Genomic DNA, 22,680 nt, shown 5'->3' on the forward strand with positions numbered 1-22,680 from the left:
AGCCACACCAATAGCTTCCGCTTCAACCCCGTTTTCAGTACCGAATGATCAGCAGCAATACGCTTCAACTTCTGCGCATTTGCCTGCTGCTACTCGGTGGTGTACTGGGAGCCTCCGCCACGGCCTGGGGGCAGCAGCGCCAGGACGTGCCCTCCTCGCGGCGCTGCCGCTGGGTGCTGCTTACGCCCGGCCGCGACACTACGCGCTTTGCCCTGACGGATTCTCTGACCGTGGTGCCCTCGTCGGTGAACGTGCTGGGTCAGTCGGTAGCGTATAATTCGCGGACGGGCCTCTACCAGCTGGTCCGCCCCGCCCCGGTTGCCACCGATTCGGCCGCCGCGCCGCCGCGCGACTCGGCGCTGGTGTGCTACCGGGTGCTGCCGCTGCAACTGACGGCCCCCCGGTTTCGGCGGCCCCGCGGGCTGATGGACAGCGTGACCTTTGGCCGCCGGCCGGTGAGATACGAAGATTTTGCCGTGAAAGAGCAGATTCTTAACACGCCGGGCATCAACAAGACCGGTAACCTGTCGCGGGGGGTGTCGTTTGGCAACACTCAAAACGTGTTTGTCAACTCTTCCCTTAACCTGCAGCTCGACGGCAAGCTCACCGACGATATTACCCTGACGGCCGCCATTTCCGACCAGAACGTTCCGTTTCAGCCCGAGGGCAACACCCAGCAGCTCCAGGAATTCGACCGGCTTTATATCACCCTCACCCACCCGCGCTGGAACCTGACGGCCGGCGACGTGGTGCTGCGCAACAAGCCCGATTATTTTCTGCGCTTCTACAAGAATGTGCAGGGTGCGGCCATTGAAGCCAACGTCATTCAGAAGCCGGGCCTGCGCAGCAATACGACCGTGGCGGCGGGTGTAGCCAAGGGTAAATTCGCCTCTATTGATATTGCCCCGATTGAGAACGTACAGGGCCCGTACCGCCTGCGCGGGCCCAACGGGGAGCAGTTCATTATTGTGCTGGCCAACTCTGAGCGGGTGTACCTCGACGGGCGCCTGCTGACGCGTGGCTTCGACTTCGACTACGTCATCGACTACAACCAGGCCGAGGTAACGTTTTCGCCCCAGCACCTAATTACCCGCAACTCGCGCATCAAAGTCGATTTTGAGTATTCCGACTTCAACTACGCCCGCTCGCTCTACCACGCCAGCCACTACCAGGAGCTGGGCAAGCTGAGCGTGCACGCTAACTACTACCGCGAAGCCGACAACCCCGACAACTCCCCCAACCTGACGCTGGACGATACCACGCGCGCCCTGCTGCGCCGCGTCAGCGAAAACGTAAGCCAAGTGAGCACGCCCGGCGCTACGGCCTCAGCCTACGACCGGCGGCAGGTGCAGTACAACCAGGCGGAGGTGTTGGACCCGGTGACCCAGCAGCTGACCAGGGTTTTTACCTACCCGCCCGACTCGACCAAGGCCGTGTACACCGTGCGCTTCACGGACAAAGGCCCGGGCGGCGGCACTTACAACCTGAGCACCCGCTTTGGCAATGCCAACGGGCGGGTGTACGAATACGTGGGGCAGGGGCGGGGCCGCTACCTCGACGAGCGGCTGCTGCCCACGCCGCTCGAGAAGCAGATGGTGACGCTAGGCGCCAGCTACCGCCTCGACTCCACGACCACCGTATTCGCCGATGTGGCCTCGACCAACTTGGACCTGAACCGGTTTTCGCCCGCAACAGACAAGGGCCAGGCGCTACGCGTGGGCTACGCCGTGCAAGACCGGGCCCTGGCCTTGCCGGTGCTCAAGGCCTACAAGTTTCGCAGCGCCCTGGACTATGAGTACACCAGCCACCGCTTTGCGCCCATCGACCGGTACCGCGACATCGAGTTTGACCGCAACTGGAGCACTACCAGCACCGTGCAGGGCAATGCTACGCGCCGGGCTGCCCGGGAGGACAACGTGCTCAACTTCTCGGTAGGAGCCGTGAAAGATGCCAACAACCTGATCAACTACCGCGTCACGCGCCGCTACCGGGCCGGCGAAGTGAATGGTTTGCAGAACTGGCTGGATGTGGCTCAGAAGCTCGGCGACGTAGAAATGCGGGCTGGGCTGTTTCTGCTCAGTACCGAGGCTGGGCGCTTTAAATCCGAATGGGCTAGGGGCGAGGCCACGGCCCGCTACACCCGCGGCCCCATTGTGCCGGGCTACGCCTACCGGTTCGATAAAAACCGCGTGGCCCTGCCCAGCGGCGACTCGCTGAGCTCGGCCAACTACTTCGACGAACACAATGTGTTTATCCAAAGTCAGGATACGGCCAGAACCCGCTTCCGCCTGGACTACACCTACCGGCGCGACCAGACGCCCGTGCGCAACGAGCTCCAGACCCGCGGCCAGGCTCAGACCTGGCAGGGCACGTTCAGCAGCCGCCTGGGCAAGAATCAGGACCTGAGCCTGCTGGCCACCTACCGCGACCTGGCCGCCCGCGACAGTGCCCGCCAAAGCACCGTGCTGGGCAAAGTAGACTGGAATGCTTCCTTTCTGCAGAATGTGCTGCGCTCGGAGCTGAGCTACAGCGTGGCCACGGGCCGGGAACTGCGGCGCGATTTTTCATTTCTGCCAGTGCCTGCCGGGCAGGGTACTCACTATTATCAAGATGCTGACGGTGACGGTGTGCAGCAAAAAGACGAGTTCTTTGAGGCCCAAACGCCCGACGCCCAGTACCGCACCTACATCAAGGTGTTTTTGCCCACCGACGATTACATTATTGCCTTTACCAACCGCTTCAGCTACCGGCTTACCATTAATGCCCCGCGGCAGTGGCGCGACCAGCCCGGCTGGCGCAGCCTGGTTTCGCGCTTCTCCACGGTCAGCTCCGTCACCCTCGACCGCCGCACCATTGATAAGGGTCTGGTTTCCCGCCTGAATCCGTTTGCCTTCCAAACCGAGGATACCTTGCTTTTGTCCTTAAACAAGCTGCTGCGTAACACGGTGTATTTCAACCGTTCCAACCCAATCTTCGGGGCCGAGTTCACCGTGCAGCAAACCCAGCAGAAGGTGCTGCTCAGCCAGGGCTTCGACGTGCGCAACTTGGCGAGCCAGTCGGTGCTGCTGCGCCGCACGCTGGCCCAGCAGTTTACGGCCCGCCTGACGACGACCCGCAGTATCCGGGAAAGCAACTCGGACTATTCGGATTTGCGCAATTTTCGGCTGCTGGTCTATGAGGTGGCCCCCGAAATCAGCTACCAGCCCAACAATACCCTGCGCTTTACGGGCACCTACCAGCGCATCAGCAAGCAGAATACGGCCGGCCCCGAAAAGGATATCCGCGGCACGTTTGATGAGCTTGGGGTTGAAACCCGCATCAGCCAGGTGAGCAAGCGCACGGTGTCGGGCACGGCGCGCTACGTGAAGGTGGGCTTCGACGCCGACCAATCGTCGCTCGTAGCCCTGGAAATTCTCAATGCCCTGCGGCCGGGCAGCAACTTCACCTGGAACCTGAACGTGGAGCAGCGCCTGAGCAACGGCCTGAACGTGACCCTGGCCTACGACGGCCGCAAGCCCAACGGGCTGGCCCCCATTCACACCGGTCGCATGCAGGTATCGGTCTTGTTTTAAGCACTTGGTCTGTCTTTTCGGGCCACCATGCGCCACCAAGCAGTAGCGCCTGACCAGCCTGCCGGGAACTAAAACGTGAGCAGCTTGCGCATGTGGTTGACTATAGCCAGCTCGGCCTGTCCGGCAGGAGCTTTGGCGGCATCCAGCTGCTTCAGGGCCGCCGCCTGCCAGGTAGCCGAAGGTTTCTGGTTTTTCTCCAGCAGCTGCAGCCGCTCCAGACCCAGGGTAGCCAGCAGGCGCAACTGGCCGGAAAGCGGGGCATATTCCCACAAGCTGGACCCTTTCAGCAGCAGGGGCTGTAGCTGCTGGTCGTTGGCCTGCCAGGTGCGTAGCTGGGCGTTAAGGAAGGAAAGGAGGGCTTTGGAACTTTGGCCCTTAAACCGCTCGGCGGCCGGGGCCAGCTCCAGATACTGCGCCAGCCCCTCCACGGCTACCCCAAATTGCCGGGCCGCTTCCGACTCGGCCGGGGCCGCATCTACCAGGCGGTTCAGGGGGGTGGATGGCGTATAGGTAAAGCCCTGGAAGTGCCGCTTGTATTCCTTCACCGGTTCCAGTACGCCGGCCAAGGTGCGCAGCGCGGCTACGTCGCCCCCCCCGGCCAGCTGCATCAGCAGCTCCTCGGGTGCTGTGCGGTGCCGCAGGCCCAGGGTTTCCAGCTCGTTCGATACCAGGGCCAGGCGGCGGTACATATCCGGTACGTCGCGCACGGCTGCGGCCGACCATAGCCGCTCGGCTACGGCGGCTGCCCGCGGCCAGATGCGGCTCTCAATAATCACGCTGTCGGCAAATTCAGACCACATCGTGGCTTCCCCGCCCAGAATAAGGGCTTTCTGCGGGCCAGTCAGGGGAGCATCCGCGGGCAGCGGGTCGTTGAGGTAATGGCTGGCCGCCGAGAAATTCAGATCCAGGTAGTAACCGTTGGAAAGCAAGGCCGCGTGGTTCTGTTTGGCCGCGTCATAAAGCCCTTTGCGGCCCCGCCAGCTCTGAATGACGGCATCTTCCGGCAGGCCCGGGCCCAGAATTTCATCCCAGCCCACCATCTTTTTCCGGTACTTGGTGACGTACTGCAACAGGCGCCGATTGAAGTAGGTCTGCAGCCCGTGCTTGTCGAGCTGGCCATTCTCCTTGAGGTAGCCTTTTTCCTTGGCCCAGGCCATGATGCGCGGGCTCCGCCGCCACTGCCGTCCGTCGTTTTCGTCGCCCCCGATGTGAAAATACGGGTCGGGAAACAGGGCCGTCATTTCGCCCAGCAGCTTGTCGATGAGCTGATAGGTGGTTTCCTTGGTGGGGTCGAGGGCAATATTGAGCGTGCGCCAGGTTTGAGCCGGGCCGTACGTCGAGTCAACAGAAGCCAGCTCGGGGTAGGCGGCCATCCAGCTGGTGGTGTGGCCGGGCATGTCGAACTCCGGAATAACGCGGATGCCGCGCTGCGCCGCGTAGCGAATCACCTCGCGCACCTGGGCGTGGGTGTAGTACTGGCCGCCCACCTGGTGCAGGCGGGGCAACACCTTGCTTTCGACCCGGAAGGCCTGGTCGTCGGATAAGTGCCAGTGTAGCACGTTGAGCTTCACGGCCGCCATGCCGTCGAGGTTGCGCTTGATGACGGCCACGGGCATAAAGTGCCGGGCGGCATCGATGAGCAGGCCCCGCCACCGAAAGCGGGGTGAGTCGGCAATATCGACTTCGGCAAAGGCGTATTCCTTTTTCTCGGTCGTCAGGAGCTGGCGCAGCGTAGCCAGGCCGCGCAGAACGCCCAAGTGGGTGGGGGCCGCCAGCGCGATGCCCATCGGCGTGACGCGCAGGCTGTACGTCTCGTCGTCGCCGAGCATGGCCAGCTGCCCCAGGCGGCCATAGGTGACGGTCAGGTCGGCGGCCCCGGATGTGACCAGCTCGGTCGAGAGGCGCTTGTCGTTGGTTTGCTGCCCCAGCCAGGTGCCAAACTGCACCACTACCGGACGCAGGGCCGAATCAGCTTTCGGCCCCTGCAATTGCACCCGCCAGCGGCCTTTGAGCGCAAAGCGGCTGGTGCCCCACTGCACGGTGGCAGGTACTGGTAGCAGACTGCGCGTATCCGGGCCCGGATTCTGGGCCTGGAGCCGGGGAAATCCACTCAAAAGCAGGATCAGGAGCAACAAACGGGGCAAGGCAAAGCAAGCAGGCATAAGCAGACAAAGCAGAAAGGAGAGGGACACGAAAGGTAAGCAACGACCGGGCCCGAATAGGCAATAAACGGTAGGTATTGCTAATTTGGAGCTTTTATCGACTGCCTGCGCCCGTTCCGGTGAGTGGCAGCCTCTATTTTTCCTATGACTTCTCCTTCCCGAATTGCCTGGCTCCTGAGCGTAGGGCTGCTCCTGTGGCTGGGGCTTTACGTATCGTCGGCGTTGCGGAATGGGGTAAACATCATCAGTTCGGACAGCGCCGGCTATTACCTCTACCTGCCCGCCATCTTCGTTTACGATGACCTGCAGCAGCTGCAGTTTCGCGAGGCTACCATTGCCAAATACCACTACGCCGGCCTGAACGAGCACGCCACGCTAGACCCGGTCAGCGGCAACTACGTGCTCAAGTATTCCTCGGGGCTGGCCCTGCAGGAGCTCCCGTTTTTTCTGGTGGCCCACGCCGTGGCCGAGCCCCTGGGCTATCCGGCCGATGGCTACTCGCAGCCCTACCAGTGGGCTATCCGGCTGGGGAGCTTGCTGGCGGCCGCCCTAAGCTTGTGGCTGGTGCGCCGGGCCCTGCTACCGCGGTTTGGGGAGTGGCCCACCGCCCTAGCTCTGCTTATTCTGGTGCTGGGTACCAACTACCTGAACTACTCCGGCGGGCAGGGCGGCATGACCCACAACTGGCTTTTCGGCTGGTACGCGGTGCTGCTGCTGCTCACGCCGAGCTTTTATGCCCGCCCCACGCTGGGCAAGGCCCTGGGCATCGGCGCCACCGTCGGCATCATGACCCTGACCCGGCCCACCGAAATTCTGGCCGTGCTGCTGCCCCTGCTCTGGGGCCTGGAACTGAGCCGGGCCTTTGTGCTGGCGCGGCTGGCGTTCTGGCGCCGTCACCTGGGCCTGCTCTGTGCGGCCCTGCTGGCGGGCGCACTCGTGGTGAGTATACAGCTGGTGTACTGGCACTACGCCATTGGATCCTGGTTGTACTACAGCTACGGCGAAGAAGGATTTAACTGGCTGAAACCGCACCTCTGGGAGGGTATTTTCAGCTTCCGCAGCGGCTGGCTGATCTATTCACCCCTGCTGGTGACGGCGCTGGTCGGGTTTGGACCCCTGCGCCGGCAGCAGCCCGCCGCCTTTTGGCCCATGCTGGTTTATCTGCTGCTGTTTCTCTATGTCACGTTTGCCTGGGAGCAGTGGACCTACGGCGGGGCCCTGGGGCAGCGGGCCATGGTGCAAAGCTACGCCGTGCTGGCCTGGCCCCTGGCCGCAGCCCTGGCCTGGCTGTTGGCGCGCCCGCGCTGGGCCGCGGCCTACGGTGTAGTAGCCGTAGTGGGGTGCTACTACGGCTTCTGGCTGACGCTGATGGCGCAGGCCGGGGGCTTGCTGGCGGCCGGCGACATGACCCGCTCGTACCTGTGGCGCATCCTGTTTCGCTACGAGGTGCCCAGCGAAACCCGCTTACTGCTCGACAGCAACTCCGAGTTTACCGGCACAGCTACCCACCAGCGGGTGGTGTGGGAGCAGGGTTTTGAACAGGAAACCAAGGGAATCTGCGGGACGCCGGCCTTGCAGGGCAACTGCTCCCTGGCCCTGGACTCCTTGCACCCGCAAAGCACCGAGTACGTTGTGGCGGCCAAGCCCGGCGACTTCCAGTGGCTGCGGGCTTCGGCGCTGGCCCGCGCCGAGTACAAAGAATGGGAAATGCCCCGAATGACCCAGTACGTGGTGCGGTTTCGGCGCGGTACGGAGGTGGTAAAAGAGCGCACCGTGCGCCTGCAGCGGGCCCTGGACGACAGCTGGCCCCGGGAGCTGCACTTCGATATGCGCCCGCCCAAGGAAGAATTCGACAACGTCTCGGTCGTGTTTCTCTACTACGGCACCCGCACCGGCCTGCTGCTCGACAACGCCAAAATCACCGTGTTCGACGAGCAGTAACAGGCTAAATCAAGCCCCGCGACTTAAATTCGAGGTAACGGTTGATGGTGTTTACCGTGAGCTGCTGGGGTGGCGTGAGCAGGCTGTAAATGCCGTAGCGCTGCAACTCGCGCACAATCTGCCGCTTTTCCTGGGCAAATTTCTCGGCAATAGTTTGGTTGTACACATCTTCGGTGGTGGCGGCCGGCTGGGTTAGAAACTGCTGGAGCTCGGTGTTTTCGAAGAACACGACCAGCAACAGGTGGTCTTTGGCCAGGCGCCGCAGGTAGGGCAGCTGGCGCTGCAGCCCGTTCAGGGTTTCGAAATTGGTGAACAGAATCAGCAGGCTGCGCTGCCGGATCTTGGCTTTGACGTTGGAGTACAGCAGCTCAAAATCCGTTTCCAAATATTTGGTGCGTTGCTTATAGAGCACCTCCAGCACTTTTTGCATGTGGCCCGCCCGGCGCTCCGCCGGTACAATGGCACTCAGCCGGTCGGCGAAGGTGATAAGGCCCGCTTTGTCGTGTTTGAGCAAGGCAATGTTGCTGACCACCAGCGTGGCATTGATGGCGTAGTCGAGCAGGCTCAGGCCCTCAAACGGCATGCGCATCACCCGGCCCTTATCAATGAGGCAGTATACCTGCTGGGCACGCTCATCCTGGAAATGGTTGACCACCAGCGTGTCGGTGCCGGTACCTGCGCGCCGCGCCGTGGCTTTCCAGTTGATGGTACGCGGGTCGTCGCCGGGCACGTAGGGGCGGATTTGCTCAAATTCCATGCTGTGGCCCACCCGCCGGATCCGCTTCACGCCGGCCTCCGTGAGCCGGTTGCTGATAGCCAGCAGCTCGTACTGCCGCATCTGCAGAAACGAGGGGTACACGGGCACCATCTGCTCCTGGCCGAAGCGGAAGCGGCGCTGCCCCAGCCCCAATGGCGACCGAACAAACACGTTCAGGAAGCCAAAATGGTATTCGCCCCGCTTCACGGGCCGCAGCTGGTAGTGGATGACCGTGGTCTGTCCCGCCGGTACGGTAGCCTTGAAAAGCACGTCGCGCCGCTGAAACTGCACCGGAATTTCATCGATGGTTTCGGTGCGGATAGGGAAGCGGTACTGGTTTTCGAGGTAGATGGCCACGTCATTGTCGCTGCCGTTGGCGAGCTTTTCGCCCATAACGCGCCGCCCAAATACGGGCCCGGCTCCGTCGCGCGCCGGAGCGTAGAGCAGCAGGATATCCAGCAGCGTGAGTACCAGCAGCAGCCCCAGCGCCAGTTGCAGCGGGACGAGCAAGGCCGGCAGGAAAAAGGCCACCACCAGACCTACGACCACTGCCAGCAGCAGCAGAAAAAAGCGCAGAGTCAGAAAGAAGGATTTCAAGCGGGGAGAGAAAGCAGGGTGAAACGACCGGCCCAGGACTGCTCCTCGGCTGAAGGGTACGTGAAGCAGTTAGCGCGGTACCTCAATCTGCTGCACAATCTGCTGTACAACATCATCGGCCGTGTGGCCTTCCATTTCACGCTCGGGCGTGAGCAGAATCCGGTGACGCAGCACGTGGGGGGCCAAATACTGCACGTCCTCGGGTGTTACAAAGTCGCGGCCCCGCAGCGCGGCCAGGGCTTTGGCCCCGTTGAGCAAGGACAGGGAAGCCCGGGGGGAGGCCCCCAGGTACAAGCCTTTGTGAGCCCGGGTTTGGCCCACGAGGCGGGCAATGTATTCCAGCAGCTTGGGCTCGACGTGCTGGCGCTGTACCTGGGCGCGCAGCTGGCGCAGGTCGTCGGCCGTGAGGACGGCCTGAACCCGCTCGAGCGAGGTGCCGCCCAGGCCGCTGTGGTGCCCCTGTAAAATGGCCACTTCTTCCTCCAGCGTGGGGTAGCCCACGTTCAGCTTAAACAAGAACCGGTCGAGCTGGGCTTCGGGCAAGCGGTAAGTTCCTTCCTGCTCAATGGGGTTTTGGGTGGCCAGCACCACGAACGGGTCGGTCATGGGGTAGCGGGTGCCATCCTGGGTTATCTGGCGTTCTTCCATCACCTCAAACAGGGCCGACTGGGTTTTGGCCGGGGCCCGGTTGATTTCATCGATAAGCACGATGCTGGCGAATATGGGGCCGGGCCGAAATTCAAACTCCGACTTATTGGGCAGGAAAACCGAGGTGCCCAACACGTCGGAGGGCATCAGGTCGGGGGTGAACTGCAGGCGGCTAAACGACACGGCCAGGGTACGGGCCAGCAACTTGGCCGTGAGTGTTTTGGCTACCCCCGGTACTCCCTCCAGCAGCACGTGCCCATCGGCCAGAATAGCGGTGAGCAGCAACTCAGCCAGCGCGTGCTGCCCCACAATGATTTTGCTAAGCTCCTGACGAATGGCTTCCGCATGACGGCTCAGGCCACTCAGGTCGGTACGCGGAGCAAAAGCCGAAGTAGCTGCGGCCCCGGTTTCCGGGGCCGCATCGTCGGCAGCGGAGAAGGGCAGGGGTGAGTTATTTTCCATATAAGGTGAAGAGCAAACGGCAGGCGGTGTCGAAAATGAAGGCAGGAATTATTTAATTAGAAATGCTATATACTCGCTTATTAGTGCGCTTCATTCTGTTTAAACGGCTTTATTAGAAAAGTTACAAAATGGTAAAATTCAACTACTAACCAGAGTGCAATTAGTTTAAGCCATTGCTTTGCGAAAGTCGTTCAAGGCCTTACTCAGCAACAGCAGTTCATTATCGGATACCTGCCGGGAGGTGCGAATGAAATTAATGCGCCGCACCAGCAATTCTACTTCGGCCAGGGACAAACCGGTCTTACTAGCCAGCCTTTCCCGGGCCTCTGCTTCATCCAAGTCCAGGCTGGGCTCGTGCAGCCGGGTGCGAAGAAACTCCAGAAACAACCCGATTTTTTTGTCCGCTATCAGCGCATGATTACCGCCCTGCTGGTACAAGCCTGCCACGGTGCGGGTGAAAAGCAGCGTCGTGTTGGGCAAGGGTCGTAGAATCGGGATGACACGCTGCCGACGTTTGGCCTCAAACAAGATGAAAAGTATGGCCCCGGCCAAGCTTAGATAAAGAGCCCAGCGCAGGGCGTCGTGCGCCAGCAGCACCCGCAGTAAGGATTGCTCCCCCTGTCGGCCCTGCTTCTGAAATTCGTCCCACCACACCGGCCGACCGACCGGCAAATACGAAAGAGCAGCAAAAGCAAAGTTGCTGGTAGGAGGCCGGAGTACGAAATAATTGGTGAAAGCCAAAGGTACCGAGCAGAGGTAGAGTTGGCCTCGGCCATGTGGAATGCGTACCAGCACGGCCCGGCCCTTCTCATCGGCGGCTAGCTGGGTGGCTTGCAGGCCGCTGTCGGGCAGAATGCGGTAGGCGGCTCCCAGCGTCGGCAGGCGAAAGGTGCCGCCCGCCGCCCGCGCCAGCCGCGGATTACTCAGGCGCAGCTGCACCGAGTCCTGCAAACCCGCCGCTTTGGCTGGGCCTTTCAGGCGGGGCGTACCCACGAAGGGGGCCGTGCGGAAACCCAGCGTGTCGGCAAATTGGGAGTTGAACTGCTCGGCGGCAATAAACACGTCGTTGCCGCGCGCTACGTGGCGGAGCAGCGCCCGGGTATCGGCCGAGCTGAGCTCGAACTCGTCATTGACAAACAGGTAGGAGGCCTTTGGGTAATCAGATTCAGCCAAGCCCGCGGCATAGTCATCCTCGGCGGCTAGCTGGGCTGAATCGGGCGGGGCCGGCGCCGCAGCCAGCGTGCTATCCGAAGTTGCCGTCTGGGCCTCGTCCTGGTAAAGCTGGCTGGCCGACTCTGGCGTAACTTCCTCTTCTCCTTCGAGGTAGCTGTAAATGGGCAGGCGCACCGCGTGCACGTCGCGCGCCCTGACGCCCAGCACCTCGGGCAATACCTGGTAGAGAACATAGGTGCCGTAAGGAATCTTGTCCTTGTTTTCGAAGGTAGGTTCCCAGTTCAGGGGTTTGGGCCGGTAGTACTCCACGGCCACGTAAGCGCCGAACAGCAGCACCAACCCCAGCAGATACCAACGAAACGTCGTCATGGTCTTCATAGGCGCTACGCGGCGTGACGGGTAGAGGCCAGCTGCCGTTGGAAGGCCACGCGGGCGTCGCGGGCCAGGGCGTACTGCGCCGCCGACAAGTCGTTTTGCTCGCCATACCACACGTATTCAAACTGCTGGGTTAGCTCCCGAAACGGGGGCCGCAGGGAGCTGGCACCAAGCTCGTGCACGTAGTCGTGGTTGGTTTTTTCGGGCTGCCACTGAATCAGGCCCTGGTCGGTGAGCTGCTTGAGCACCTGCAGATATCCCAGGCGCACGGCCAGGCGGTAATTGCCCGTGGCCTCGGCCTCGGCCAGCAAGGCGGAAAAGTCCAGGGTATGAATGTCTTCAGTGGTGGTATCATAGGCCAGTGAGGAGCGCCGCGGGGCGCGGCCAAAGGCCCGGGTAATATCCACCTGCATAAGTTTCAGCACCACAAACACGAACCCAATCAGTAAGAGGGCATAAATGCCGTATTCCCACATGATGCGCCCCCCGCGGGTTGCCAGCAAGCTGCTGAACCATTGCCACACCCGGGCCCAGAACAAATCCCAGGCGCTGTGCTCACTCTTGACTTCGACGTACTGAAACTCCCGCTGCGCCCGAAACTCCCGCAGCTGCTGTTCGGCCGGCCGACGCAAGGACACGATGGTCGTGCGGTCGGCCGGCAGGGGGCGCACGGTCAGGTCGGCCTGAGGCTTGGGCTTGGGCTTGCTCCAGGCGGGCGTCAGGGCCACCAACAGCACTAGCAGGCAGCTAAGCCGGCGCAGACGAATAAGCAGGGAGATGATAACCAAAACCAGCGGAATAGGAAGCACTAGAACCAGGGGTGGCCATTGGGCCGCGGCCGGGCAAGATACGGTTAGCAGGGCTTAGTACTCGCCTTCGTCATCGGGGCGGTAGGCTTGGTTGTAAGCTACCGGCGCCGGGCCCTGGCCGATACTGTCGACCAAGGAGCGAAGCCCAAGACCCTCCCGGCGCTCCACCAGATTGAAGTACTGAAACACAATGGCCAGCAGCGGAATGGTGTAGGTAACCATGATGCCCAGCACAAAGAGGCACTGCGTAATGACCCCAAACACGTCCGATTCGAGGCCGGGAATCTTGAGCATCTTGCCAAATAGCACCGCGTACTGGGGCAGGGCAAACAGCATAGACAGCATGCTCTGAATCATGCCGGCCACGAAGAGCAGCCCCAGCGTCGACCACCACTTGCCTTTTATCAGGTAAAAGCAGCGCAGCAGGGCCTGCCACACGCCGCCTTCTTCAAGCCACAGCACCGGAAAATACAGCGACAAGGGTACCATGATGTAGATAATCAGTGGGAACAGTACCACAAACAACAGGGCAAAAGAGTCGCTGAGGGCCGTCAGGCCGGTGACAAGGGCAATAAGCATAATGTAGATGCCGAACAGAAACATGAAGGCCATAATCAGGCGTCCGATTCGGCTCTTGATATCCTGCCACACCTGGGCCGGCGTAGGCACCTGCTCGTGCACTAGCACCAGCCGCACGTAGGAATACACCGTGACCAGCAGCAGAATAAAGCTTATCAGGCCACTGAGGGCGGCTATGGCAAAACCGGAAAAGTAAACCGGAGTAAAAAAGTCGGGTGAGCTCCCGGCCTGGGCGGCATTATTGATGCTTTTGCCCACCTCATTCCAGATAACGTTGGTCACGAGCCCGAGGCCTACGCCCATGAGCAGGGCAGGAGGCAAAACGAAGTAAAGCAGGCATTTGCCCAAGGGGCGAAAGTGAGCGGCAATAAATTCGAACGTCGCGCCGATTTTCTTGCCGAAATCCCGCTCCTGGCGCAAATCGGCGGTGTGGGTATACGTAGACTGCATAGGTGAAGAAAGGCAATTAGAAGGAAGAAGCGCGCCGGGCCAGCTGCCGCGGATACAGGATAAAGTACCAGATAATGAAAGCTGCCGAAGTGCCGATGATGGTCAGGCTCAGCAGGGCGGGCATCTCGGTGTGGCGCGTCACGAAGCCTTCCAGAAAGCCCGCAACCACGAAGATGGGTACCAGGCCCAGGGCCAGCTTCAGCCCGTCGCGGGCACCCTGGCGAAAGGAGTCGGTGCGGGAGTAGGTGCCCGGAAACAGCAGGCTGCGTGCCATCACCAGACCCGCCCCGGCGGCCAGAATAATGGCCGATATTTCCAGCGTACCATGAATCCAGATGGTGAGCACCGACGGCAGTAGCACGCCTTTTTGGTAGAAGAAATACTGAAAGGAGCCCAGCATCACACCATTATGAAACAAAGCCCAGACCGTGCCCAGCCCCAGCGTGGCCCCTAGGGCATAGGCCGTCAGGGCCACGTAGATATTGTTGGCGGTGATGGCCAAAAACATGGGCGCCTCGTTCATGCCCTTGTAAACGGCCATAGGGTCGCCCCGCTCGATGTTTTCGATGGTGCGGTTCACGTAGGCATCGCCCAGGACCACGCGCACAAACGTGTCGTCGTAGGCGGCCGACAAGGCCCCGATAAGGGTGAAGATGGTGAACAAGGCCAGAGACCAGGCCAGGGTACGGTGGTGCCGGGCTACCAGCAAGGGCAGCTCCTGCTGCCAGAAATCCCCAAACCGGGTCGTCGATTCGCTCTTATTCTTGTAAAGCGCCTGGTGCAGCTTGCCCGTCAGGTCGTTCAGGTAGCGGGTCGTCGCCGAAGTGGGGTAAAAGGTCTGGGCATAAGCCAGGTCGTCGGTCAGCTCGATAAAGCGGGCGGCCAGCTCATCGGGGCCTGCCGGCGGCTGGGTTTCGTAGCGCCGCCACTTGGCTTCATTTTGTCGCAGAAAAACCGCCTCACGCATACAATAAGCTAAGTATAGAGCTGGAAACAGCCGTAAATATGGGTGAGCTAGAGCAGCAACACGGGCGGGCATAGACTACTGCACGCAGAAGACCCGACCGCCCAAACACGACCTTGCGCGCAGGGTGGTGTTGCGAAGATTGGTAATTTTTCCGACCTGATGCGCATACCTAGTGACTAAATTCCGTCATTGGAGCTTCTTGTTCGGGTTTTAGTTCGATTTATCCTGTTGCCAACGCCTTTTGCTATGAGTACCATCCGCATCCACACCACGCAGAACGTGACCCTCGAATACGAGGTAGCCAGTGTCGGGGAACGTATTGTGGCCACCATTATCGACAACCTCATCCTATTCGGCTGGGCAGTAGTGAGTATGGGCCTATTGGCCGCTATTGGAATAGATGACGCGGTGATGCCATTTCTGGGCGTGTTTCTGGTGGGCGTGCCCTTTGTCTTTTACCATCTGGCCTGTGAAATATTCCTCAACGGCCAGAGCCTGGGCAAACGGGCGCGCGACATCAAGGTAATCCGCCTCGATGGGACCCGCCCCCGCGTGGGCGACTACCTGCTGCGCTGGATATTGCGCATCGTTGACCTGGGCTTTTTTGGCGGTCTGATTGCTATAGTAGTGATTCTCTCCAACGGCCGCGGCCAGCGCATCGGCGACTTGGCCGCCGGTACCTCTGTCGTCAGTACCCGGCCCCGGCAAGGCGCCGGCGCCCTGGCCCCACCCATGACGGATGCCAACTACGTGGTGGTCTTCCCGCAGGCTGCACAGCTGGCCGACCACGATGTGGCCACTATTCGGCAGCTGCTGGCCAAAAGTCTGGAGCGCGACAATTACCTGCTGCTGAACGAGGTGGCCAACAAAGTGAAGTCCCTGACCGGTATCCAGACCGACTTGGCCGACGAAGCTTTCCTGCGCACTATCCTGCGCGACCATGCCCACCTGGCGGCTACGGGCAGCTAGGCTTGCCCCACAGCTTGTTTTAAAACAGCCAGACCCGCTCTAAGGGCGGGTCTGGCTGTTTTAAAACAAGCTGTGGCTGGTTCTACCGCAACCCTGGGCGCACGCCTGAAAAGAAAAAAGCTCCTTCAAGATGCTTGAAGGAGCTTTTCTGTACTAACTACGGACGGAGCCGTTACTTGAGGATAACACCCCGGCGGGTGCCGGCGGCCTGCCCATCGAGCAGCAGCGTGAAGAAGTAGATGCCCTGACGTTGGGCCGCGCTGCTCCAGCGGATGCTTTGAGCGCCAGCTCCCAGCGTACCCACGTTGCGGCTTTCTACCTGCCGACCCAAGGCGTCGGTTACTACCAGCGTTACCTGGGCGGGGCGGGGTAGGGTGAAGGCAATGTTGGCTTCGGCCACGGCGGGGTTCGGATACAGGCCCAGACCCGAAGCCAGATCGTCCCGGTCGCGGGTGCCGGTGGCCACCCCGGTGGCGGCAGCCACGGCAATGTCGCGCACGGTAATACCGTTACCGATGGTGCTAACGGCAGTGGCGGCTCCGGTGCCCAGGTTTACGGTGTAGAAGGTGCTGTTGGCCGACGTGCCGACAGTTGCCACCATGTAGGCCGTGTTTACGCCTACGCCGGTGCTGTAGATATCCAGGTCCACGTTGGCCGGGTTGGTATTGGCCGTAAAGCCGGAGCTTCCAACGGGCGTCAGTTGCCCGTCGGCGGGTGGGTTGGCCGTGCTCTGGGTGCTGAGCACGTTCAGCACTTCGTCGTAGTTGTACAGGGTCGTGCCGCTCGTAGCATTGGCGCCCGTGAAGCTGTTGGTGTAGGCCACGGCTCCGGTGGTGGGCGTGTTGGCGCCCGAAGCGTAGGTTATCTGCCCATCGGTAGCGGCCAGGGTGCCGTTCACGGGGTTGAGGCGGTAGTTGTTGCGATTAGCACCCACCACCCGAATCCGGTCCACGGTGGGGTTGAAGTCGAAGCTGATGCTACCCGTGCCCAGGGCCAGGGCAATGCCCGCGCTGGTCGGGGTGGCCACGCCGGTAGCGGCATTGATGGTGTAGAGCTGGCCGGTTTGGGTCGTGGCATTGTAGCCCAGGGCGTACAGTGCGTTGTTCAGGGGCCGCACGTCGAGGCCCACCAGCGTCTGGTTGGCATCAACGCCGGTAATGCCCACGGCGGCCCGAATCAGGCTGGGCTGGGCCGAGTCGAAGGAAATCAGGTTGGTGCCCGCCAGGCCGTATACCAGCTGCCCCGTAATGGCGGGCAAGGTGGCCGGCCGGTCGATGGCAAAGGTGATGTCGGTCACCTGTTCTGCCGAGCCCGTATTCAGGCGTCCTACCAGCGTGGTGGCTCCATTGGCCAGGTCCAGGCTGAAGAGGCGGGTCTCCAGGTTGGCAACGCTTGGGTCCGTTACGCTGAGTACCGCGTTGTTCAGGGCCGTGGTGGGGTTGAAGCGGATATCCAGGTCGCTGTAGGTTAGCAGGCCGCTGAAGCTGATGTTGATGGAGCCTACCGTGTTGAGCGTGCCGTTGTTTGGGGGCACCTGCGTCACGAGGCGGTTGTTCTGCTCGTCGATGTTGTAGAGCGTGGTGGCCGAGGCGCCGATGTAGCTGTTGGTGTAGGCCGACGAGCCCACGGAAGGCGTCTGGTTGGCGTTTACGTCGGTTGTGGCGTAGGCCAGCGTGCCGTCGGTAGCGGCCAGAGTTCCGTTCACGGGGTTGAGGCGGTAGTTATTCCGGTTGCTCGACGTCACCCGGATGCGGTCCACGGTGGGGTTGAAGTCGAAGCCGATGCGCTTCAGGTCGGTCCCCAGGTTCAGGGTCAGGGCCGAGCCTACGGCGGTAGCGGCGGCCGAGGTCCGGTTGATGATGTAGAGCTGGGCTTGCTGGGTGGTAGCATTATACCCCAGGGCAAACAATTCTCCCGTGTTGGGCCGCGAGTCGAGGCCAACCAGGGTTTGGCCACTGGTAATGCCGGTAATGGTTATCCGGGTGGAAACGGGAGTGGCCGTGGAGGTATTGAGCCCGCCCAGGTTGAACGATACCAGGGAAGCGGCAGTAGTGCCTTCTACCGAGGAGAGGCCATATACGGTTTGGGCCTGGGCGGTACCGATAGAGAAAGCTAGGGCTGTTAAACCCAGCAGGGCAGTGCGAAAAGAGCCTTTTCGGGGAGTAGAGTTTGTGCTCATGGACTAAATGAAAGATAATTGTGGATGAGACACCGGCAGTAGTAAGCTGACCGGTAACACCTCTACGGGGTTGTGTCCGGTTATGGATTGGTTTTCGTCTGTTTTTTACTTCCGAGCACAAGAAAATGTGCCAAACTTCGTTCTGCCCGCTTCGGCCCCTGGGGCGGCAGTAGCCTAAAACACACAAGGCGGCCCCTGGGGAGAGCCGCCTTGTTGGAAACAGAGTAGTAGATGCAGATGCGGTGGTTTACCAGGCCACGGGCTTGCCCTGCCAAGTCACGAAGCTGCCGTTTTCCTCGGCGTGCAGCTGGTCGGTGAGGCGAATGATGCCCCGGGCCGAGTCGGCGGCGGGTAGGGCCGCGCCGGTACCGCCCATGTCGGTACGCATCCAGCCCGGGTCCACCATAATGGAGATAATGCCGTAGTGCCCGGCCTCGGCGGCCAGGGTGCGCATATACATGTTCATGGCCGCCTTGCTGGCGCTGTAGTGGTAGTGGCTGCCCGAGGCCTTGAGCTCCAACGAGCCCAGGCCCGATGACAAGCTTACCACCCGGCTTTTGTGGCGGGCCTTGAGCAGGGGCAGAAACTGCTGGGTGACCAGCAGCGGACCCACGGCGTTGGTGCCAAATACCTGCATAGCGTCCTCGTAGCGCAGCTGCCCCAGCTTTTGGGTTTCGGACGGGTCGTCGATGCCCGAGCCGGGATGGCCCGGCAGAATGCCCGCGTTATTAATCAGAATATCAAGGTGGTCGGTGGCGGCGGCTACCTGGGCGTAGGCCGCGGCCAAGGAGTCGGCACTGGTCACGTCCAGGGGCAGTACCACGAGCTGGCCTTCCCGCTGCTGGCCCAGGGCCTGCAGGTCGGTGGCGGCGTCGGGCTGGCGCGTGGCGGCAAAGACCTGGTCGCCGCGCTCCAGGTATTGGCGGGTAAGTTCGAGGCCCAGGCCGCGGTTGGCACCGGTAATGAGGACAGATTTCATAGGGGTGGAGAGCTTTAGTAGGCCCTGGCCAAGCCAGGAAAGAACTGATTTGCGGCCGGAAGTTTAGGTAAATAAAAGCCGGTTTTTGAGTGGTTGACGCTGGCCAGCGCAAAAAAGCCGGTCGGGAACGTTCCCGACCGGCTTTTCCCGCAAAATAGTAACCAGCCGAGTCCTGCCGGCTTGGCCTTCTGCCGGTAGGGCGTCGTGGCGGGTTCTGACGGCGGCTAACTTTACGCCGGGGCAAAACTCCTGCGGCCCGGGTACGCCGGAAACGGGGAACAGTGGGCCCGTTATTCCGGCTAGCCGACCTTTTGCTTGCTCGCAGTTCAATACCTTGTGGCCCCGTTGAGGCACTCTTCGTTGACCAACCTAGCTAGTATCTCGTCTGCCTCGCCCTTGTTGAACCCACCTCGCCGGTGCAAACCCCTGCAGCGGCCACCCCGGCCGAACCTGCAACGCCCGCCTTCTACACCATGACACTACTTCTGAGCTGCCTGTTGTTTTTCAATCTGCTGTGTTTTCTGCTTTTCGCCTTGGATAAACGCAAAGCCCAACGGAACCAGCGGCGCATTGCCGAAAAAACGCTGCACCTCGCCACGCTGCCCGGCGCGGCGCCCGGCGCGTGGGCGGCCATTTTGCTGCTCCATCATAAAAACCGCAAAGCCGCTTTCTGGAGCATTACCCTGCTGCTGACGCTGCTGCAAGGCGCAGTGCTCTATTGCGCGTTGCCCTATTTCCGGGCGCCGTTGTAGCAGTATTAAACGGCTGCATGCGGGGAACCGGGCCCTGCATAAGTCAAGTACCGGGAGTTCCTAAGCCGAAGCGCAGCTGTGGTCATTCGCCAGGGGAAGAAAACGACCCTGTAGTTGAACTGTAGCCATCATGGCAACCGTGGCTTATCTCGCCTTTCGACAGTGCGGAGTACGTTTTCTTCAGTGTAGCTCCACGAAAAAGCAGGTGCCCTGACCCTCTTGGCTTTCTACCCAGATCTTGCCCTGGTGCTGCCGCACAATCTGCCAGGTGATGAACAGGCCCAGGCCCGTGCTGGCTTCCCCGCCCACGCCGGTGCGGGCGGCCGGGCTGAACTTCTCGAACAAGCTGGCCTGTAGCGCTTCGGGAATGCCGATACCCGTGTCTTGGACCGTTAGCAGCACCCGGTGCTCGTGTTCTTGCAGTCCTACCGTTACGCAGCCCCCAGCCGGAGTAAACTTCAGGGCGTTGCTGACCAGGTTGTCCACTACCCGCCCGAAGGTGTCGGCGTGCAGGTTGGCGTGCAGGTTGGCGTGCAGGGGTTGCGGGGGCAAGTCCAGGGCCAGCCTCAAGCCTTTTTCGTGGGCAGCCAGCTGGTGCGCCGCTAGCCGGTCTACCAGCAGGGCGTTCAGGTTGGTGGGCTGCTTGCGCAGGTCCCGCGCTTCGAGGGAGCCCAGCAGCAGCACGTCCTGCAGCAGCTTGTAGGCATCGGCACAGGACCGCCGGATGAGGGCCAGGTAGTGGGCCGTATCCGGCACGTTCTCCGTCGGCAGCGTGGCCGCGTCCACTTGGCGCTGGAGCAGGTCGGTGAGCAGCTGAATGTGGCCAATGGGCGCCTTCAGGTCGTGGCTGACCAAGTGCACGATGGTTTCCTGCGTATCGTAGAGGCGCTTCAGGGACAGCTCCAGCGCCTTCCGGTCCCTGATGTCCTCCAGCTGCGTAAAGCCCAACTCTTCGCCTGCCTCCCCGTCGGGAAAGCGCATCGAGGTGACCTGACACCAGAACGACGACCCGTCGGTGCGCACCAGGCAGGTTTCCAGCGTGAAATGGGGCAGCTTGCGGGCCCAGAGCCGCTCCTGCAAAAAGCGCCAGTCGGCCTGATAGTCGGGGTGGGCAAATTCCTGGATTTGGTGACCCACTACCTCGTCCAGGTGGGTGCATCCGAGCATGTCCAGCACCATCCGGTTGGCCTGCCGGATGACCAGGTCCGGGCCGATGATTTTTTGCCCGAACGGCGAATTTTCAAACACCGTCCGGAACCGGACCTGGCTGGCGTGGTACTGGTTGGCCAGGGCTTGGTGCGCCGCCCTATCGACGCGTTCCGCCCGCATCCAGTCCAGCTCTGCGCGCAGGGAGTGTAGCTCGGTTTCCAGGGAGCGGTACTCGGCATCCGATTTCATAGCGTAGGGGAAGCGGCAAATAGAGTAGAGGTTGCGGTAAGGTACAGAAAGCCGTTGGCCCGGTCACGGCGTAGGTAAGCTTTTGCTGCGCAACAGCGGAGGTTGCGAGGCGGTAAGGGGGCTTCACCCAGGAGAGGAAGAGGTATGAATAACCGCCGCATAATAGACGCTCCTGTTCCTGAACTGCTGCGCATGCCCATCTACTGGCATGGAGGCCCTGGCTCACACTACGGGCGGCTAGCTCAGCTGAAAGGCTCCGCACCCATGAGGTACGGAGCCTTTCAGCTGAGTTACTAAGCAGATTTACCCGGCCGCAATGGCCTTGCGCTTGCTCACGCGGGGATGACGCTCGTCGGTGCCCTGGGCCAGCAACTCGTCGTCGCGGTCCGACTTCTTGATCGTCCAGCTCAGCGAGTAGAGGTCCTTGCGCCGGTCGCGCAGGTTGCGCACGGCCCCGCTGGTGTTCAGGTCCTTGAGCAAATCCAGGTCGAGGTCGGCAATCAGGGTCATCTCCGTGTTGGGCGTAGCCTCGGCCACAATGGCGTCGTGGGGGAAGGCAAAGTCGGAGGGGCTGAACACGGCACTCTGCGAGTACTGAATGTCCATGTTCTCGACCCGGGGCAGGTTGCCGACCGAGCCGGTAATGGCCACGTAGCACTCGTTTTCGATGGCCCGGGCCTGGGCGCAGATGCGCACGCGCTGGTAGGCGTTCTTGGTGTCGGTCCAGAAGGGCACGAACAGGATTTTCACGCCCTCGTCCGAGAGCATGCGGGCCAGCTCGGGAAACTCCACGTCGTAGCACACCAGGATGCCGATTTTGCCGAAGTCGGTGTCGAAGCACTTGAGCTTGTCGCCGCCGCGCATGCCCCAGTAGGAGGCCTCGTCGGGCGTTACGTGCAGCTTGTACTGCTCGTCCACGGTGCCGTCGCGGCGGCAGAGGTAGGCCACGTTGTGCAGCTTGCCGTCCTCGTACACCGGCATGGAGCCCGCCACGATGTTGATGTTGTAGCTCACGGCCAGCTCCATCATCTTGGCCTTGATGGGCTCAGTGAAGGCCGCCATAGCCCGAATAGCCACGGCCGGCGAGTCCTCGTTGGTGAGGGCCATCAGCGGGGCGTTGAAGAACTCGGGGAACATCACGCAGTCGGCTTTGTAGCCCGACACGGTATCGACGAAGAACTCCATCTGCTGCAACAGGTCTTCCAGGGAGCGGGTGGCGCGCATCTGCCACTGCACGATGCCGATGCGGACGTTGCTTTTCTGGTTGCCGATCAGCTTTTCCTCCTCCTCGTAGTACACGTTGATCCACTCCAGGAGCGTAGCAAAGGCCTTACTTTCGGAATCGTAGGGCAAATAGCCGCGAATGATTTTGCGGACGTGAAACTCGTTCGAGAGCTGGAAGGTGAGGATGGGGTCGGTGATTTCCTTGTTGCGCACCATCTCCACGTACTTGGCCGGCGTCATCTCGTTGGCGTAGGCCGCGTAGCCCGGAATCCGGCCCCCGGCCACCATGGCGCGCAGGTTAAGGTTTTCGCAGAGCTCCTTGCGGGCGTCGTAGAGGCGGCGGCCCAGGCGCAGTGAGCGGTACTCGGGGTCCACGAATACGTCGACGCCGTAGAGCGTGTCGCCGTCGGGGTTGTGGGTGTTGAACTTGCCGTGGCCGGTAATCTTGGCGTAGGTGTGCCGGTCGCCGAAGTCGGAGTACTGCACGATGATGGCCAGGGCGGCGGCTACCACCACGCCATTGTCTTCGATGCAGATCTGGCCCTCGGGAAACTTGCGAATCAGGGCCCCGAACTCCTCGGCCGACCAGGCGCCCTCCATATTGGAGTACACCTTGTCCATAATTCCTTTTACCGCCTTGAAATCGGAGCGGCGCAGGGTGCGCAATACCAGCTTGTGGGCCGGTAC

At 61.4% G+C, this 22,680-nt stretch carries 15 protein-coding genes; 4 read left to right on the plus strand and 11 right to left on the minus strand.

The features are described 5' to 3' along the window. Positions 1-44 precede the first annotated feature (44 nt). Positions 45-3,572, plus strand: a complete 3,528-nt coding sequence (locus E5K02_RS21935) for a hypothetical protein (RefSeq protein ID WP_135397995.1) — start codon at positions 45-47, stop codon at positions 3,570-3,572. A 68-nt stretch (positions 3,573-3,640) separates the two neighbouring features. Here E5K02_RS21935 and E5K02_RS21940 read toward each other — a convergent pair whose 3' ends face one another. Next, the gene (locus E5K02_RS21940) at positions 3,641-5,734 is read right to left on the minus strand and encodes a beta-N-acetylhexosaminidase (RefSeq protein WP_135397997.1); all 2,094 of its coding nucleotides are present in this window, start codon (positions 5,732-5,734) and stop codon (positions 3,641-3,643) included. A 144-nt stretch (positions 5,735-5,878) separates the two neighbouring features. Between E5K02_RS21940 and E5K02_RS21945 the strand changes: the two genes are divergently transcribed. Then, complete coding sequence (locus tag E5K02_RS21945) at positions 5,879-7,675, plus strand: hypothetical protein (RefSeq protein ID WP_135397999.1); 1,797 nt, start codon at positions 5,879-5,881, stop codon at positions 7,673-7,675. Positions 7,676-7,679: 4 nt separating this feature from the next. Here the strand turns inward: E5K02_RS21945 and E5K02_RS21950 are convergent, their stop codons facing one another. From E5K02_RS21950 to E5K02_RS21975, 6 genes are all read right to left on the minus strand, one after another. After that, positions 7,680-9,029, minus strand: coding sequence for a DUF58 domain-containing protein (locus E5K02_RS21950; protein WP_167856537.1), 1,350 nt, complete (start codon positions 9,027-9,029; stop codon positions 7,680-7,682). Positions 9,030-9,098: 69 nt separating this feature from the next. Then, on the minus strand, positions 9,099-10,139 hold the full coding sequence (locus E5K02_RS21955; RefSeq protein ID WP_135398003.1) for an AAA family ATPase: 1,041 nt from the start codon (positions 10,137-10,139) through the stop codon (positions 9,099-9,101). A gap of 165 nt (positions 10,140-10,304) precedes the next feature. Continuing rightward, the gene (locus E5K02_RS21960; protein WP_167856538.1) at positions 10,305-11,681 is read right to left on the minus strand and encodes a DUF4350 domain-containing protein; all 1,377 of its coding nucleotides are present in this window, start codon (positions 11,679-11,681) and stop codon (positions 10,305-10,307) included. A 14-nt stretch (positions 11,682-11,695) separates the two neighbouring features. Continuing rightward, entirely contained in the window at positions 11,696-12,496 is an 801-nt protein-coding gene (locus E5K02_RS21965) for a DUF4129 domain-containing protein (protein WP_135398007.1), read from the minus strand. 54 nt (positions 12,497-12,550) lie between these two features. Next, the gene (locus E5K02_RS21970) at positions 12,551-13,525 is read right to left on the minus strand and encodes a hypothetical protein (protein WP_135398009.1); all 975 of its coding nucleotides are present in this window, start codon (positions 13,523-13,525) and stop codon (positions 12,551-12,553) included. A gap of 16 nt (positions 13,526-13,541) precedes the next feature. Next, a complete protein-coding gene (locus E5K02_RS21975; protein WP_135398011.1) occupies positions 13,542-14,492 on the minus strand; it encodes a stage II sporulation protein M in 951 nt (316 codons plus the stop codon). A 246-nt stretch (positions 14,493-14,738) separates the two neighbouring features. Here E5K02_RS21975 and E5K02_RS21980 point away from each other — a divergent pair, with 246 nt between their 5' ends. Then, positions 14,739-15,461, plus strand: a complete 723-nt coding sequence (locus E5K02_RS21980; protein WP_135398012.1) for an RDD family protein — start codon at positions 14,739-14,741, stop codon at positions 15,459-15,461. Positions 15,462-15,633: 172 nt separating this feature from the next. On the opposite strand, the gene E5K02_RS21985 is transcribed toward E5K02_RS21980, so the two are convergent. Further along, complete coding sequence (locus tag E5K02_RS21985) at positions 15,634-17,640, minus strand: DUF4394 domain-containing protein (protein ID WP_135398013.1); 2,007 nt, start codon at positions 17,638-17,640, stop codon at positions 15,634-15,636. A gap of 247 nt (positions 17,641-17,887) precedes the next feature. Beyond that, positions 17,888-18,619, minus strand: coding sequence for an SDR family oxidoreductase (locus E5K02_RS21990; RefSeq protein ID WP_135398015.1), 732 nt, complete (start codon positions 18,617-18,619; stop codon positions 17,888-17,890). A 416-nt stretch (positions 18,620-19,035) separates the two neighbouring features. On the opposite strand from E5K02_RS21990, the gene E5K02_RS21995 reads away from it, so the two are divergent. Then, complete coding sequence (locus E5K02_RS21995; protein ID WP_135398017.1) at positions 19,036-19,371, plus strand: DUF1294 domain-containing protein; 336 nt, start codon at positions 19,036-19,038, stop codon at positions 19,369-19,371. 180 nt (positions 19,372-19,551) lie between these two features. Here the strand turns inward: E5K02_RS21995 and E5K02_RS22000 are convergent, their stop codons facing one another. Then, positions 19,552-20,769, minus strand: coding sequence for a PAS domain-containing sensor histidine kinase (locus E5K02_RS22000; RefSeq protein WP_135398019.1), 1,218 nt, complete (start codon positions 20,767-20,769; stop codon positions 19,552-19,554). A gap of 303 nt (positions 20,770-21,072) precedes the next feature. Further along, positions 21,073-22,614 (minus strand): bifunctional GNAT family N-acetyltransferase/carbon-nitrogen hydrolase family protein, encoded by a 1,542-nt coding sequence (locus E5K02_RS22005; RefSeq protein WP_394346427.1) that lies wholly within the window; start codon positions 22,612-22,614, stop codon positions 21,073-21,075. Positions 22,615-22,680 lie beyond the last annotated feature (66 nt).

Source organism: Hymenobacter metallicola (genome assembly GCF_004745645.1).
GTDB classification, from domain to species: domain Bacteria; phylum Bacteroidota; class Bacteroidia; order Cytophagales; family Hymenobacteraceae; genus Hymenobacter; species Hymenobacter metallicola.